At 70.4% G+C, this 14,616-nt stretch carries 14 protein-coding genes and 2 pseudogenes; 8 read left to right on the top strand and 8 right to left on the bottom strand.

What is annotated here, in order from left to right; all coding sequences use genetic code 11:
• From IH13_RS0113805 to IH13_RS37400, 3 genes and pseudogenes are all read right to left on the bottom strand, one after another.
• A partial coding sequence (locus IH13_RS0113805; RefSeq protein ID WP_420713357.1) for a phosphotransferase occupies nt 1-865 on the bottom strand: 865 nt, incomplete at its 3' end.
• A 25-nt stretch (nt 866-890) separates the two neighbouring features.
• Nucleotides 891-1,451: a pyridoxamine 5'-phosphate oxidase family protein gene (locus tag IH13_RS37405; protein WP_037841274.1), complete on the bottom strand. Its 561-nt coding sequence runs from the start codon at nt 1,449-1,451 to the stop codon at nt 891-893.
• Between the two features lie 84 nt (nt 1,452-1,535).
• Nucleotides 1,536-2,184 (bottom strand): annotated as a pseudogene (locus tag IH13_RS37400) (response regulator transcription factor).
• A 345-nt stretch (nt 2,185-2,529) separates the two neighbouring features.
• On the opposite strand from IH13_RS37400, the gene pdhA reads away from it, so the two are divergent.
• From pdhA to IH13_RS37395, 3 genes and pseudogenes are all read left to right on the top strand, one after another.
• The gene (gene pdhA / locus IH13_RS0113790; protein WP_031084257.1) at nt 2,530-3,678 is read left to right on the top strand and encodes a pyruvate dehydrogenase (acetyl-transferring) E1 component subunit alpha; all 1,149 of its coding nucleotides are present in this window, start codon (nt 2,530-2,532) and stop codon (nt 3,676-3,678) included.
• 2 nt (nt 3,679-3,680) lie between these two features.
• Nucleotides 3,681-4,661 carry an alpha-ketoacid dehydrogenase subunit beta gene (locus tag IH13_RS0113785; protein ID WP_031084255.1) on the top strand — a complete coding sequence of 327 codons (981 nt, stop codon included), beginning with the start codon at nt 3,681-3,683 and terminating at the stop codon, nt 4,659-4,661.
• An 11-nt stretch (nt 4,662-4,672) separates the two neighbouring features.
• A pseudogene (locus IH13_RS37395) lies at nt 4,673-6,128 on the top strand (dihydrolipoamide acetyltransferase family protein).
• Here IH13_RS37395 and IH13_RS0113775 read toward each other — a convergent pair.
• Nucleotides 6,115-6,624 (bottom strand): ATP-binding protein, encoded by a 510-nt coding sequence (locus IH13_RS0113775; RefSeq protein WP_031084254.1) that lies wholly within the window; start codon nt 6,622-6,624, stop codon nt 6,115-6,117. The pseudogene IH13_RS37395 and the gene IH13_RS0113775 sit on opposite strands and share 14 nt — an antisense overlap.
• A 251-nt stretch (nt 6,625-6,875) precedes the next feature.
• On the opposite strand from IH13_RS0113775, the gene IH13_RS0113770 reads away from it, so the two are divergent.
• Both IH13_RS0113770 and IH13_RS0113765 read left to right on the top strand, forming a co-directional pair.
• Nucleotides 6,876-7,763: a helix-turn-helix domain-containing protein gene (locus IH13_RS0113770; RefSeq protein WP_234433289.1), complete on the top strand. Its 888-nt coding sequence runs from the start codon at nt 6,876-6,878 to the stop codon at nt 7,761-7,763.
• On the top strand, nt 7,760-7,942 hold the full coding sequence (locus IH13_RS0113765) for a DUF397 domain-containing protein (protein ID WP_031084250.1): 183 nt from the start codon (nt 7,760-7,762) through the stop codon (nt 7,940-7,942). Before IH13_RS0113770 ends, IH13_RS0113765 begins: the two co-directional genes overlap by 4 nt.
• A gap of 66 nt (nt 7,943-8,008) precedes the next feature.
• Here the strand turns inward: IH13_RS0113765 and IH13_RS0113760 are convergent, their stop codons facing one another.
• The 3 genes from IH13_RS0113760 to IH13_RS0113750 form a co-directional block, all read right to left on the bottom strand.
• Nucleotides 8,009-8,908 carry a D-alanyl-D-alanine carboxypeptidase family protein gene (locus IH13_RS0113760; protein ID WP_051835835.1) on the bottom strand — a complete coding sequence of 300 codons (900 nt, stop codon included), beginning with the start codon at nt 8,906-8,908 and terminating at the stop codon, nt 8,009-8,011.
• 126 nt (nt 8,909-9,034) lie between these two features.
• Nucleotides 9,035-9,496 (bottom strand): hypothetical protein, encoded by a 462-nt coding sequence (locus tag IH13_RS0113755; protein ID WP_037841271.1) that lies wholly within the window; start codon nt 9,494-9,496, stop codon nt 9,035-9,037.
• A 16-nt stretch (nt 9,497-9,512) separates the two neighbouring features.
• Nucleotides 9,513-10,823 carry an AAA family ATPase gene (locus tag IH13_RS0113750; protein ID WP_031084245.1) on the bottom strand — a complete coding sequence of 437 codons (1,311 nt, stop codon included), beginning with the start codon at nt 10,821-10,823 and terminating at the stop codon, nt 9,513-9,515.
• 124 nt (nt 10,824-10,947) lie between these two features.
• On the opposite strand from IH13_RS0113750, the gene IH13_RS0113745 reads away from it, so the two are divergent.
• Both IH13_RS0113745 and IH13_RS0113740 read left to right on the top strand, forming a co-directional pair.
• Entirely contained in the window at nt 10,948-11,631 is a 684-nt protein-coding gene (locus IH13_RS0113745; RefSeq protein WP_031084242.1) for a GntR family transcriptional regulator, read from the top strand.
• The gene (locus IH13_RS0113740; RefSeq protein WP_031084240.1) at nt 11,628-12,935 is read left to right on the top strand and encodes an MFS transporter; all 1,308 of its coding nucleotides are present in this window, start codon (nt 11,628-11,630) and stop codon (nt 12,933-12,935) included. The genes IH13_RS0113745 and IH13_RS0113740 overlap by 4 nt, the downstream gene beginning before the upstream one ends.
• A 147-nt stretch (nt 12,936-13,082) precedes the next feature.
• Here the strand turns inward: IH13_RS0113740 and IH13_RS0113735 are convergent, their stop codons facing one another.
• Nucleotides 13,083-13,907, bottom strand: a complete 825-nt coding sequence (locus IH13_RS0113735; RefSeq protein ID WP_031084238.1) for a maleylpyruvate isomerase family mycothiol-dependent enzyme — start codon at nt 13,905-13,907, stop codon at nt 13,083-13,085.
• A gap of 183 nt (nt 13,908-14,090) precedes the next feature.
• On the opposite strand from IH13_RS0113735, the gene IH13_RS0113730 reads away from it, so the two are divergent.
• Nucleotides 14,091-14,616 (top strand): nitrilase-related carbon-nitrogen hydrolase (locus IH13_RS0113730; RefSeq protein WP_031084236.1); only part of this gene is annotated, 526 nt, incomplete at its 3' end.

The raw sequence follows: 14,616 nt of genomic DNA, 5'->3' as shown, positions 1-14,616 counted from the left end.
CCCGCCGGTAGGCGCGGGCGTACGCCCGCACCTTCTCCAGGGCCAGTTCGCCGTCCGGGCGGACGAAGAAGATCACCGCGGCCCGTACGGCTTCCTCCGCCCGTGGCTGTACGCCGAGCCGGTCCCAGTCCACGATCGCCACCGGCTCGGGCCCCTGGTACAGCAGGTTCAGCGGATGGAAGTCGCCGTGCACCCACCCGCGCGCCGGTTCCCCGGGGGGCGGCGGGCGGCGGTGGGCGTGCTGTTCCAGCAGCGCACGGCGCTCCACGAGGCGGTGCACGGCGAGTTCGTCGAACGCGTCCCGGGGGCCCGTGCCGTGCGCGGACGCGGACGCCAGCAGGTCGTCGATCAGCGCGAAGGTGTCCGCGGGGTCCGGGCTCTGACCCCGTACGGCGGGCGGCGGGGTCGCCTCCATGACCTGCTCCAGGCCGGTGTGGACGGCGCCGAGGAGCGCACCGAGCCGACGGGACTGGGCGGTCGTCAGCTGGGCGCCGTCCCGGTGCAGGCCGTCCACCCAGGGGTGCAGGGCATAGCGCCGGCCGTCGATGACGGTCACCGTGTCACCGTCCGTGTCCGCGAGCGGCGGGGCGACGGGGACGCCCAGCGAGTGCAGCTGCTGGGTCGCGCGGTGCTGACGGACGATGGTGGCGTGGTCACCGCTGGCGTCGTCGAGGTGGTGCTTGTCGAGGTGATGCTTGAGGAAGTACGTCCCGCTGGTGGTCGAGACCCGGTAACCGTGGTTCAGCAGTCCCTTGGTGAGCGGCTCGCAGGCGAGGGGCTCACCGGTCCGGGGGTAGCGGCGCAGCACCTCGCCGACCGGAGGAACAGGTGGAAAAGTCACAGATGAGCGCAGCACTCGCCACATGTTAGGTGACCCTGCGTGGCTGGTTTTACGGACTTGCGCTGAAAGCGAGAGTGTGCATGCGCACCACGTGCGGGGTGAACCGGAGGTAGACCGGCTCGAACGGTTCGCCGTTCACTTCGAGCGGCCCGGCGCCGAAGAGAGCCCGCTGGTCAGGGGGCGGATCGGTGAGCTCGGCGGGGCCGGTGCACTGCACCGACCACGGTCCGTCGGTGTCGTCCGGCGCGGGGGCCCCGGGGGAGCCGTAGTTGTCCGCCCCGTAGGCGATGACACTGCCGTCGCAGCACTCGTGGTAGCCCAGGCCCCTGTGCAGCCGCAGGAGCACCCGGCCGCCGACCACCTGGTGTCTGGCCACGGCGAGGAGGGGCAGGGCCCGCATGCTCGCGGCCAGCCGCCCGTAGGGCACCCGGGCCAGCAACTCCATCGCCCGCCGCCCGTCGGAGGCCGAAGCGGAACCGGAACCGGCTGCCGAAGCGGAACCGGAAGAAGGGCCGCCGGAGCCCGTACGCGGACGGCTGTCCGGAAGCGGGTCGGGGCCGCTGCCGCTGCCGACGGGGCCGCCGGGGCCCAAGGGGCGGGGAGAGAGCATGGCTCCCACTGTCCGGTACCGGTAGGAACGGTGTAAGAGTCCGCGGCCCCGAGCGGACCGGGACCAAAGTCCTCGCGGCGGAGCTCAGCGCTTCTCGGCCTGGAGCCGGGCCACGTACGCCGCCGCCTGGGAGCGTCGCTCCATGCCCAGTTTGGCCAGCAGGCTGGAGACGTAGTTCTTATACACGGTGCAGCCGCTCGCCGATGACCCGGTTCGTCAGCCCCTCGCCGATGAGGTCGAGGATCTTGCGCTCCTGGTCCGTCAGGCCGGCCAGCCTGTCGTCGCCCCTGCCGCTCTTCCCCTCACGGAGCCGTTCCAGCACCCGTGCGGTCGCGACGGGGTCGAGCAGTGACTTCCCGGCCGCCACGTCGCGTACGGCGCCCAGCAGCTCGTTGCCGCGGATCGCCTTCAGCACGTATCCGGAGGCCCCGGCCATGATCGCGTCGAAGAGGGCCTCGTCGTCGGCGTAGGAGGTGAGCATCAGGCACTTGATGTGCTCGTCCCCGGAGCGGACCTCGCGGCAGACCTCCACGCCGCTGCCGTCGGGCAGCCGCACGTCCAGGATCGCCACGTCCGGCCGCGTCGCGGGGATGCGCGCCAGGGCGTCCGCGGCGGTGCCCGCCTCACCGACGACCTCGATGTCCTCCTCGACGGAGAGCAGCTCATGGACTCCGCGGCGGACGACTTCGTGGTCGTCGAGCAGGAATACAGTGATTTTTCCGTCTTCACGCACAAACGAAGTCTCACACACTCCTTTCCCGTCCGCCCTTCCCTGGCGGTGTCCGCCGGGATAACGTGCCGTTGTTCCGGCGGCCTCGATGGCTGTTATCAGCGCTGTGACCAGCAACGCTTCGCGATTTTTTCGATTTACTTGGAAATCCAAGCAAAATCGCAGGTCACAGGGTGTTTCGCAGTTATGCGACGCACTGGGTAACGTGCTTATGACAGGGCGCTCGCCGGGGCACCTGTCACGCCTGTCTCCGGCCGAGCGCACCCACCCCGTGCACGGGTACGGACACAGGCGAGCCGCACTGGTTCCCGGCCATCCCGGGGGCCGGACCGACGGAGGAGCACGCACGTGACCGTGGAGAGCACTGCCGCGCGCAAACCGCGACGCAGCAGCAAGCGGACCAGCGCCGCGAAGACGCCACAGAATTCCGAGCCGCAGCTCGTACAGCTGCTGACGCCGGAGGGTGAGCGCGTCGAGCACCCTGACTACGCGATCGACCTGAGCGGCGACGAGCTGCGCGGCCTGTACCGGGACATGGTCCTGACCCGCCGCTTCGACGCCGAGGCCACCGCGCTGCAACGCCAGGGCGAGCTGGGCCTGTGGGCCTCGCTGCTGGGCCAGGAGGCCGCGCAGATCGGCTCCGGCCGGGCGCTGCGCGACGACGACTACGTCTTCCCGACCTACCGCGAGCACGGCGTCGCCTGGTGCCGCGGGGTCGACCCCACCAACCTGCTCGGCATGTTCCGCGGCGTGAACCACGGCGGCTGGGACCCGAACAGCAACAACTTCCACCTGTACACGATCGTCATCGGCTCGCAGACCCTGCACGCCACCGGCTACGCCATGGGCGTCGCCAAGGACGGCGCGGACTCGGCCGTGATCGCGTACTTCGGTGACGGCGCCTCCAGCCAGGGCGACGTCGCGGAGTCCTTCACCTTCTCCGCCGTCTACAACGCCCCCGTCGTCTTCTTCTGCCAGAACAACCAGTGGGCGATCTCCGAGCCCACCGAGAAGCAGACCCGGGTGCCGCTCTACCAGCGCGCCCAGGGCTACGGTTTCCCCGGCGTCCGCGTCGACGGCAACGACGTACTGGCGTGCCTGGCCGTCACCCGGTCGGCGCTGGAGCGGGCCCGCCGGGGCGAGGGGCCGACCCTCGTCGAGGCGTTCACCTACCGGATGGGCGCCCACACCACGTCCGACGACCCGACCAAGTACCGGGCGGACGAGGAGCGGGTGGCCTGGGAGGCGAAGGACCCGATCCTGCGGCTGCGGACCTACCTGGAGAAGCAGGGCATCGCCGACGCCGCCTTCTTCACCGCGCTGGACGAGGAGAGCGAGACGCTCGGCAAGCGGGTGCGCGAGGCCGTCCGGGCCATGCCCGACCCCGAGCCGCTGGCGATCTTCGACCACGCCTACGCCGACGGCAACCCGCTCGTCGACGAGGAGCGCGCCCAGTTCGCCGCCTACCAGGCATCGTTCGCCGAGGAGGGCAACTAGCCATGGCCGCCCAGAAAATGTCCATCGCCAAGGCGCTCAACGAGTCGCTGCGCAAGGCCATGGAGACCGACCCCAAGGTCCTGATCATGGGCGAGGACGTCGGCAAGCTCGGCGGGGTCTTCCGCATCACGGACGGGCTCCAGAAGGACTTCGGCGAGGGCCGGGTCATCGACACCCCGCTCGCCGAGTCGGGCATCGTCGGTACGGCGATCGGCCTGGCCCTGCGCGGTTACCGCCCGGTCGTGGAGATCCAGTTCGACGGCTTCGTCTTCCCGGCGTACGACCAGATCGTCACCCAGCTCGCCAAGATGCACGCCCGCGCGCTCGGCAAGATCAAGCTGCCGGTCGTCATCCGCATCCCGTACGGCGGCGGCATCGGCGCCGTCGAGCACCACAGCGAGTCGCCCGAGGCGCTGTTCGCCCACGTCGCCGGCCTGAAGGTCGTCTCGCCGTCCAACCCGAGCGACGCCTACTGGATGATGCAGCAGGCGGTGCAGAGCGACGACCCGATCGTCTTCTTCGAGCCGAAGCGGCGTTACTGGGACAAGGGCGAGGTGGACACCGAGGCCATCCCCGGCTCGCTGCACAGCGCCGCCACCGTCCGCGAGGGCTCCGACCTCACGCTCGTCGCGTACGGCCCGATGGTGAAGGTCTGCCTGGAGGCCGCCGCGGCCGCCCAGGAGGAGGGCAAGTCGGTCGAGGTCCTGGACCTGCGGTCGATGTCCCCCATCGACTTCGACGCCGTCCAGGCGTCGGTCGAGAAGACCGGCCGGCTGGTCGTGGTCCACGAGGCGCCGGTCTTCTACGGCTCCGGGGCCGAGATCGCCGCACGGATCACCGAGCGCTGCTTCTACCACCTCGAAGCGCCCGTGCTGCGGGTCGGCGGCTACCACGCCCCGTACCCGCCGGCCCGGCTGGAGGACGAGTACCTGCCCGGCCTGGACAGGGTGCTCGACGCCGTCGACCGCTCGCTGGCGTACTGAGGAGAGGGGTCGTGACGACGATGACCGAGACGTCTGCTCGCTTCCGTGAGTTCAAGATGCCCGATGTGGGCGAGGGACTGACCGAGGCCGAGATCCTCAAGTGGTTCGTCCAGCCCGGCGACACCGTCACCGACGGCCAGGTGGTCTGCGAGGTCGAGACGGCCAAGGCGGCCGTCGAGCTGCCGATCCCGTTCGACGGGGTGGTGCACGAGCTGCGCTTCCCCGAGGGCACCACCGTCGACGTCGGCCAGGTGATCATCGCGGTGGACGTGGCGCCCGGCAGCGGTGACGCCCCGGCCGCACCGGAACCCGCGCAGGAGGCCGTACCGGAACCCGAGGCGGAGGAGGCCCCCAAGGGCCGTCAGCCGGTGCTGGTCGGGTACGGCGTGGCCGAAAGCTCCACCAAGCGACGTGCCCGCAAGGGGGTCGCGGTCCCGGGCCCGGCCGCGGCTGCCGTCCAGGCCGAGATCAACGGCCGCGCGGCGGCCCCCGCTCCTGCGGCTCCTGCTCCGGCGGCCTCCGCGCCCGCCCCGGTCCGCGCCCGCCCCGGTCTCGGAGGGCCGGCCGCTGGCCAAGCCGCCGGTGCGCAAACTGGCCAAGGACCTCGGGATCGACCTCGCCACGGTCACCCCGACCGGCGAGGGCGGCGTCATCACCCGCGACGACGTCCACGCGGCCGCAGCCCCGGCCACGCCCGAGCAGCCCGCGCCCGCCGTCGAGGAGCCGGTGGCGGCCGTGAGCCCCGCCCCGGCAGCCGCCCAGGGTGCCCGGGAGACCCGTATCCCGGTCAAGGGCGTACGCAAGGCCATCGCCCAGGCCATGGTCACCAGTGCCTTCACGGCTCCGCACGTCACCGAGTTCGTCACCGTGGACGTGACGCGCACGATGAAGCTGGTGGCGGAGCTCAAGGAGGACAAGGACATGGCGGGGGTGCGGGTCAACCCGCTCCTGCTCGTCGCGAAGGCGCTGCTGGTCGCGATCAAGCGGAACCCCGAGATCAACGCCGCCTGGGACGAGGCGTCCCAGGAGATCGTCCAGAAGCACTACGTCAACCTGGGCATCGCCGCGGCCACCCCGCGCGGCCTGATCGTGCCGAACATCAAGGACGCGCACGAGAAGACCCTGCCGGAGCTGGCCGAGGCACTGGGCGAGCTGGTCTCCACGGCCCGCGAGGGCCGTACGTCCCCCGCCGCCATGGCGGGCGGCACGGTGACCATCACCAACGTCGGCGTCTTCGGCGTGGACACGGGCACCCCGATCCTCAACCCGGGTGAGTCCGCGATCCTCGCGGTCGGAGCCATCAAGCTCCAGCCGTGGGTCCACAAGGGCAAGGTGAAGCCCCGCCAGGTCACCACGCTGGCCCTGTCGTTCGACCACCGGCTGGTCGACGGGGAGCTGGGCTCCAAGGTCCTCGCGGACGTCGCGGCGATCCTGGAGCAGCCGAAGCGGCTGATCACCTGGGCCTGACGGCCGTCGCGGTACGTGATTCCGGTGGGCCCGCACGCATGGCGTGCGGGCCCACCGGCATGTCCGGTGCCCGCCGCCGTACGGCGAGCTCGGCGAACACCGTCTTGCCGACACCACGCGGCTCGACGCCCCAGTCGTCGGCGAGCCGCGCCACGACCGTCAGGCCCCGCCCGTAGCACTCGTCGTCCTCGGCCGCGCGCAGGCCCGGCAACCGTTCCCCGCGCGGGTCGCTGACCGCGATCCGGAGCGCGGCGGCGGTGAGGGTCAGCTCCACCCGGAACAGGCGGCCCCGGAGCGAGCCGTGCAGCAGGGCGTTCGTCGCCAACTCGCTGACCAGCAGGGCGGTGTCACCCGCCAGCTCCGGATGCCCCCACTGGGCGACGAGCCGGGCCGCCCGGTGCCGGCACAGGGAGACGCTTCGCGAGGTGGGCGTGTAGTCGAGCCGGTCCCGGCGGAGGACGGGTTCGGGCGCGGGGACTTCCTGGGCTGCGGTCATGGACGCGTGCCTCCGTGGGGTGCGGGCGGTGGCGATGCCGGTACCTGCGGTGCGGGGGGGCCGGGGCGGCCCGGAGCAGGGCAGGGCGGTGCACTTCCGCCGGTTGGTTCCGCTGAGCGAGCGGCTCGGTACCGAACGTAGCCGCGTCCCGATGGCTGCACAATATCCTGGCGATAATTATCCCCGAGCGGGTGATTGTGGCCGGTGATCCGGGGCTTGCAGACTGTCTCCGACAACAGGAGGTGTGAACGGTGCCGAAAGCGCGTGCGGACATGGGGAACCGTGTATCTACGGTGCTGGCCCGCCAGTTGGGCAACCAACTGCTGGGCTTCCGGGAAGCTGCGGGTCTGAATCAGACGCAGGCCGCGGAAGTCCTCAGCGCTCAGGCGGCGAAAGTGGCGAAGATGGAGCGTGGGTGGGTTCCGTTCCGGGATCCCGATGTCATCGCGCTCTGCCAGTTGTACGGGGTCGATGCCCCGGGGACCCTGGAAAGCCTGCTCCGGCTGGCCAAGCTGGACCGAGAGCGGCGCAAGGCGAAGGGGTGGTGGGTCACCTCGCTCACACCAGGGAGCCTGCGTGAGTACATCGCGATGGAAGATGTCGCTCTACGGCTGCGGACCTGGCAGCTCGCCTTGATTCCAGGGCTGTTCCAGACACCCGAGTACATGAGGGCGCTTGCGGTGGCAGCCGTCTCGCCCGACCGGATCGAGGAAATCGAGCGTCTTGTCGACGTGCGCTCGCGGCGCCAGCAGCGGTTGCACGGCGACAACCCGCTACGCGTGCACGCGGTGATCTGGGAAGCGGCGTTGCGCCAGATGATCGGCGGTCCCCAGGCTATGCGGCAGCAGCTTCACCATCTGCGTGAGCTGATGGAAGCACCGAACATTGATGTACAGGTGCTCCCCTTTCGAGCCGGGGTGCATTCCTGCGGTGGCGGGCCCTTCAACATCCTCTCGTTCGCGGAGGAAGGCGCGGTGGACGTGGTGCACATGGATGGTCTGCGCTCCACCAACTGGGTTGAGGGCGCCGAAGAGAGCGCAGCCTACACTGAGTTGTTCGCGCGTACGTGCGCCACAAGTCTGTCACCGTACGACTCGTTGCGGTTCGTGGAGAGCATTGCCAAGGGGATGAACGAGTGAGCGAATTCCACTTCGAGAAGTCGAGCTACAGCGAGCCGAACGGCGAGTGCGTCGAGGTCGCGCGCAACATCCCCCGTACCGTCGCCGTCCGCGACTCCAGGCGGCCCGGCGGACCGTACCTCACCCTCGCGCCCGCCGCCTGGGACGCCTTCACGGCGGACCTGCGCCGGCAGTCGTAGCGCACACGGCGAAGGGGTCCGGCCCGCGTCGCGCGGGCCGGACCCCTTCTCCACACCGCGGCGCGGCTACTTCTTGAACCCGTAGTCCAGCAGCTTCTTGGCGTCGGTCGTACGGGAGGTGACCGAGGACGAGGTCAGCACCGTGCCGATCACCGTCTTGCCGTTGCGGGTCGCGGCGAAGACCAGGCAGTACTTCGCGGTCGGGCCCGAGCCGGTCTTCACACCGATCGCGCCGCTGTAACCGCCCAGCAGAGGGTTGGTGTTGGCCCACTCCATGTAGCGGTAGCCGCCGCTCTTGGTCGTGACCTTCTGCTTGGTCGACTTCGTCTTCACGATCGCGCGGAACGTGGAGTTCTTCATCGCGTTGCTCGCGAGCTTCGTCAGGTCGCGGGGCGTCGAGTAGTTCTTGCCGCTGCCGATGCCGTCGAACGAGTCGAAGTGGGTGTTCTTCAGCCCCAGGCTCTTGGCGCTGGCGTTCATCTTGCCGATGAACGACTTCACCCGGGCCGCGCGGGTGCTGCCGGAGCCGAACTTGTCGGCGAGGGCGTAGGCCGCGTCACAGCCGGACGGCAGCATCAGGCCGTACAGCAGCTGGCGCACCGTCACCTTGTCGCCGACGATCAGCCGGGCCGACGAGGCGTTCTGGGAGACGATGTAGTCGCTGTACGCCTTCTGGATCGTGACCTTGGAGTCCAGGTTCAGGTTCTTCTGGGCCAGCACCACCCTGGCCGTCATGATCTTGGTGGTGGAGCCGGTCGGGCGCCGGGTGTCGGCGGCCTTGGTGTACAGCGTCTTCCCGGTGCCGTTGTTCATCACGAACCCGCCCTTGGCGGTGATCGAGGGTGTCGGCGGGGCCGCGGCCTGGGCCCCGGAGGCGAACGCCCCGCCCGCGAGGAGGGCGCCCGTGGTCAGGGCGATCACGGTGGCGACCGATGCGCGACGTGCGCCCGTAATGCCGTGGATCAAGGTCAACGCTCCAAATGTCTCTGCCGGGCACCGGCACGGAGGCGGTGCGCTCAGTGGTGAGACTCATGAGGTGGCCCGGGGGCTGTACGCACGGACGGGTGAATATGCCCGAGGGGGCGGCGGCGGTCAGCTGTACGAGCTGAGCAACTCGTCCAGCGTCCAGATGGTGGCCCGGACCCCGGAGGTGCGGGCGAGATACCGGTCCCGCTCGATCAGGATGTTCAGGTCGCCGCAGCCGAGCCGGTTGCAGGCGTGCTCGATCAGACTGCTGCCGGTACTGCCGCCGGCCACCAGGGCCCGCAGATGGGCGCCGTCCCATTCGACCTCGTTGAGCGCCCAGGGCGCCTTGCCCTCGATGACCGTGACCAGGACGCCGGAGAACCGTTCCGCGCACGAACGGCGCGATCGGCCGTCGGAGACCTGGGCGATGTGGTTACCCGTTTCGATAACGGCTGTGACCGGCAACAGAAGGTCGGTCTCCCGGCGTTCGCGCTTGCTCTTCAGCTCCTCTACCGCCCGCTTGCGGTCCTGGCACTTCCCGGGCACCTCCAGCAGGTTGCACAGGATCGACGTGTCGACGAACTCCACCCCCCGAGCCACTGGTTCACCCGATCCCGAGAAGCCGGTCGAACTCCGAGTAGTCCCGCTCGCCACGGTCCTCCCGGGCCAGTCTGCCGTGGGTCACCACGTCCCCCAGCGGCCCGGAGCCCATGGCCGAGGCGTAGCCGTCGAGTTCGGTGAGCCGGGTCAGGAGGCTGGCGCCGGTCGAGCGGTCCCGCGAACAGACGATGACCCCCTGGTGGTCGTCGCCGCTCAGGGCGGAGAGCAGGGCGGGGCTGTGGGTGGTGATCAGGACCCGGGTAGCGCTTTCGGCGGCCGCTTCCCGTACCAGGCGCAGCACCTCCGTGGCCTGGGACGGGTGGAGGCCGTTCTCCAGCTCCTCGATGACCAGGGTGAGGGAGCGCTCGGACCCGGCGTCCGGTACGGGTCCCAGGTCCAGCCCTTCACCACCGGTCAGCAGCGAGGTGGTGACCGCCAGGAACCTGAGCATGCCGTCGCTCATCTCGCGTGCGGGGGTGAGCCCCAGAGGGCCCTCGTCGAGCGCGAGCATGACGTCTCCCAGCTCGGACCTGGTGACGACGAGTCGCTCGATGTCATGATCGGCCAGGCCCCGGAGGAGGCCGACGAGGTTCGCGAAGGTCTCCTGGTCATGACGTTTGATGTCGCCGATCGCCGCCGAGAGGTTCTCCGCCGTCCTGCGGAGACGGGAGTCGCGGGCCTGTACGTACTGGCGCATCAGGTGCGGTACGGGATCGAGGTGAAAGGCCCCGGTCAGCGCGGTCAGCAACGTATCGGCTGCCCATACCGTGTCGATCTCGCCGTCGCTGTCCCCCGGGACGCGCAAGGGCAGCTGGGACGTGAGCAGCCGTGTGCTGCGGAAAGGGGCGCTCGGATTCCGGCCTCGCTTCCCGTTGTGCCACGAGGCGTCGATGTCCGCGCGGTGGGAGACCGGCTCTCCACTCACCAGGAGAGGGCGGGAGCCGTTCGTGGTGGGTCCGGTAAGCCGTTCCTCGATGATCTGAACTTCCGGCTCCACCTGGATCGTCACATCGAACGCGATGGGCCCGTGCTCCGTACTGACCGTGCAGCCGAGCGAGAACCGGTCCGAGCCGTGCGGTACGCAACCGCTCAGCCCGCCGCGCACCGGGCCCGCCGCGCTGCGCCGGCTGTCGATCGCCTCGCTGATGTCGTCGCCACGCGCCAGCCGCGAGAGGACTTCCAGACCGTCGAGGGCGTTGGACTTGCCGCTGCTGTTGCGTCCGATGAGGACGGTCAGGGGTGCCAGCGGGAGCACCGCGCCCCGGAAGCTCTTGAACGCGGTGAGACGTACCTCTTCGATGGCGTGGCCTGTCACCTCATCAACGTAGCGCACGCTGTGCGGCCGCGGCCGGGGCGCGGCATCTCCGGGGCCGGGCCGCCGGCGGTCCAGAATCCGGACGTGGGAGCCGATGCATCCCTGTTGTATCTATGCTGTGTGCATGCCTGCCGCACCCCCTGCCCCAGCCCGGCCCTCCTCGCCTCCCGTCAAGCGCCCCCCCGCCGCCGAGCGGGTCTACACCCACATCAAGGAAGCCGTCCTGGGCCGCCGCTACGAGGGCGGCACGCTCCTGACCGAGGGCGACCTCGCGGAGGCCGTCGGGGTCTCCCGTACGCCCGTCCGGGAGGCGCTGCTGCGGCTGGAGGTCGAAGGGCTGATCAAGCTGTACCCGAAGAAGGGGGCGCTGGTGCTCGCCGTCTCCGCGCAGGAGATCGCGGACGTGGTGGAGACCCGGCTGCTGGTCGAGGAGTTCGCCGCGCGCAAGGCGGTCCCGGCGCCCCCGAGGCTCATCGCCCGGCTGGAGGAACTCCTGGAGGAGCAGAGGCAGCTCGCCGGCGCCGGTGACCTCGCCGCCGTGTCCGTCAAGGACCGCTGCTTCCACGCCGAGATCGTGCGCCACGCGGGCAACGAGATCCTCTCGCGCCTCTACGACCAGCTCCGTGACCGGCAGTTGCGGATGGGCGTCGCCGTGATGGAGGCGCACCCGGACAGGATCGCCGCCAACATCACCGAGCACGGGGAGCTGCTGGAGGCCATCCGGGCCGGTGACGCGGAGGGTGCCGCCCAGGTCGTACGCCGTCATGTCAGCCGGGTCAGGGTGCTGGTGCGGGGTGAGGACCGATGACCTCCGCCGCTCCCGGCCTCGCGTTGCCCGGTGATCCGCCCGGCGGCCGGCGTGCCGTCTGGGTCTGGGGCATCGGCGTCGCCGTCTACTTCGTCGCCATCATCTTCCGTACGAGCCTGGGCGTCGCCGGCCTCGACGCCGCGGATCGGTTCGACGTCAACGCCTCGGCGCTGTCGACGTTCTCGATACTCCAACTGCTCGTCTACGCGGGCATGCAGATACCCGTCGGCCTGATGGTCGACCGCCTCGGCACCAAGAAGGTCCTGGTCCTCGGTGCCGTGCTCTTCACCCTGGGGCAGCTCGGCTTCGCGCTCTCCCCCTCGTACGGGATGGCCCTCGCCTCGCGTGCGCTGCTCGGCTGTGGTGACGCGATGACCTTCATCAGCGTCCTGCGGCTGGGGTCCCGGTGGTTCCCGGCCCGGCGCGGACCCATGATCGGCCAGGTCGCCGCGCTCTTCGGGATGGCGGGCAACCTGGTCTCGACGCTCGTCATCGCCCGCGCCCTGCACGGGTTCGGCTGGACCACCACGTTCGTCGGCAGTTCGCTGGCGGGTGTGGTGGTGCTGGTGGTGATGCTGCTCTTCCTGAAGGACCACCCCGAGGGCCACGAGCCGCCGCCCGCCGAACACGCCGGGGCGGCGTTCGTGCGGAAGCAGATCGCCGAGGCCTGGCGGGAGCCGGGCACCCGGCTGGGGATGTGGGTGCACTTCACGACCCAGTTCCCCGCCATGGTCTTCCTGCTGCTGTGGGGCATGCCGTTCCTGGTCGAGGCGCAGGGACTGAGCCGGGGGACCGCGGGGGAGCTGCTCACCCTGGTGGTGCTCTCCAACATGGTGGTCGGGCTCGTCTACGGGCAGGTCATCGCCCGGCACCACGCGGCACGTGCCCCGCTCGCCCTCGGGACAGTGGCCATGACGGCCCTGCTCTGGGCGAGCACGATCTTCTACCCGGGGGACCACGCGCCGATGTGGCTGCTGATCACCCTGTGCGTGGTGCTCGGCGCCTGCGGCCCGGCGTCGATGATCGGTTTCGACTTCGGCCGGCCCGCCAACCCGCCGGAGCGTCAGGGCACCGCGTCCGGGATCGTCAACATGGGCGGCTTCATCGCCTCGATGACCACGCTGTTCGCGATCGGGGTGCTGCTGGACGCCACCGGGGACGACTACCGCGTCGCGTTCGCCTCGGTCTTCGTCCTGGAGGCGCTCGGGGTCGCCCAGATCCTCCGGCTGCACGCGCGTGCCACCCGGCGCGAACGCGAGCACCATGTGATCAGCCGGGTGGAGGCCGTGCACGTGCCCGTGTGAGGGGGCGCCCGGACCGGGCGTCGCCCCTCCGGCTCCCGGCCCCGCCCACGGCCCCGCGCCAGGTCGGGGCGCGGGGCCGGCGGCTACGGCGTCAGGGTGTCACGGCCTCACGGTCTCACGGCCTCACGGTCTCACGGCCTCACGGCCTCACGGCGTCACGGCGAAGTTGTGCAGGATCGCCGTCGCCAGCTCCTGGTCGCCCTCGATCTTGACCTGGTCCTCCACCGCCTGCGCCCGCACCCGCCCGCAGGCCAGCCGGTAGTACGTCTCCCAGTCCGTCGTCAGCGTCACCGCCGGCCCCAGCGACGGGGCGCCGTCGATCGAGCCGCGCCCCTCGCCGTCGACGCGGACCGTGCGCAGGAACTCCACCGGGCCGCTGACGTCCAGGACCACGGCCGAGTTCGCCGGCGCGCCCGCGTCCTTGGCGACGACCTTCGGCAGCGCGGCCAGCAGGGTGTCCCGGGCGACGAGTGCGCCGGGGGAGTCGAGGTTGCCCGGCTGCCCCAGTGCCGTCCGCAGGTCCTGCTCGTGCACCCAGACGTCGAAGGCCCGCATGTGCAGTGCCAGTTCCAGGGTCTGCTCGGTCCCGAGGGGCGCCCGCACCATGGTGTCGGGGGCCCGCGTCTCGTTGCGCAGCTGGCGCATGCGGCGGATGAGCGTGTACTCCAGCTCCGAGGTCATCTCCGGCGCCGTGTGGTGGCGCCGGACGTCCACCTGCATCTCCATGTAGCGCTGGATGTCGTTCTGCACGTGGTAGAGGTCGCGCGGCAGCGAGTGGATCGGACGTGGATCACCGAGCTGCTCGCACTCCATCCCGATGATGTGCGAGACGATGTCCCGCACCGACCAGCCCGGGCAGGGCGTGCGTCGGTTCCACTCCCCCTCGACGAGCGGCTTGACCAGCTCGGCTATCGACTCGATGGATTGAGTCCAGGCATCGGCGTAGGTCTGGAGGCTGGGATGGACGGTCACGGGACCCCTCGTGCGTTTCTGCGGTGCATGGGCTGAAGAGCAGGTAGTTCCGGCGGGCTGGCCGGGACTGACGGCGGGTTGCGTGGGGCTCCTAAGTTACGCTGCGAGCAGGCACCCCGGCAGTGCTTTCGTGTGACGATCGTAGGCCGGTGTTGACGTCTCCCATGCCAGGACGGTGGTAGTGTGCGCGCCTCCCTCATCCAGATCGCCGTAAACCCGGACGAGTCGCCCAATTCCCGTAGGGAGCGGGCGGCTTCGCTGGTGGCTGCCCAGCGGGGTGCCGATCTGGTCGTGCTCCCGGAGCTCTGGACCGTCGGCGCGTTCGCCTCCTCCGAATTCGCCGCCGAGGCCGAACCGCTGTCCGGCGCCACCCATGACGTGATGGCGAAGGCCGCCGCCGAGGCCGGGGCCTGGTTGCACGCGGGCTCGTTCGTCGAGCGGGCCGGGGACGGCACGCTGTACAACACCTCGCTCGTCTTCTCGCCCGAGGGCGAACGGGCCGCCGCCTACCGCAAGATCCACCGCTTCGGCTTCGACCAGGGCGAGGCCGTGATGATGGGCGCCGGTGAGGAGCTCGTCTCGGTCGCGCTGCCGGAGACCGTGATCGGCCTCGCCACCTGCTACGACCTGCGCTTCCCGGAACTGTTCCGGGGGCTGGTCGACGCGGGCGCCGAGACCCTCGTCGTCGTGGCCGGCTGGCCCGAGCGCC

This window comes from Streptomyces sp. NRRL WC-3549 (genome assembly GCF_000721935.1).
In the GTDB taxonomy this organism is placed as follows: Bacteria; Actinomycetota; Actinomycetes; order Streptomycetales; family Streptomycetaceae; genus Streptomyces.
Note: the sequence above shows the minus strand (reverse complement) of the source record. Positions and strands in the feature narration are given on the sequence as shown.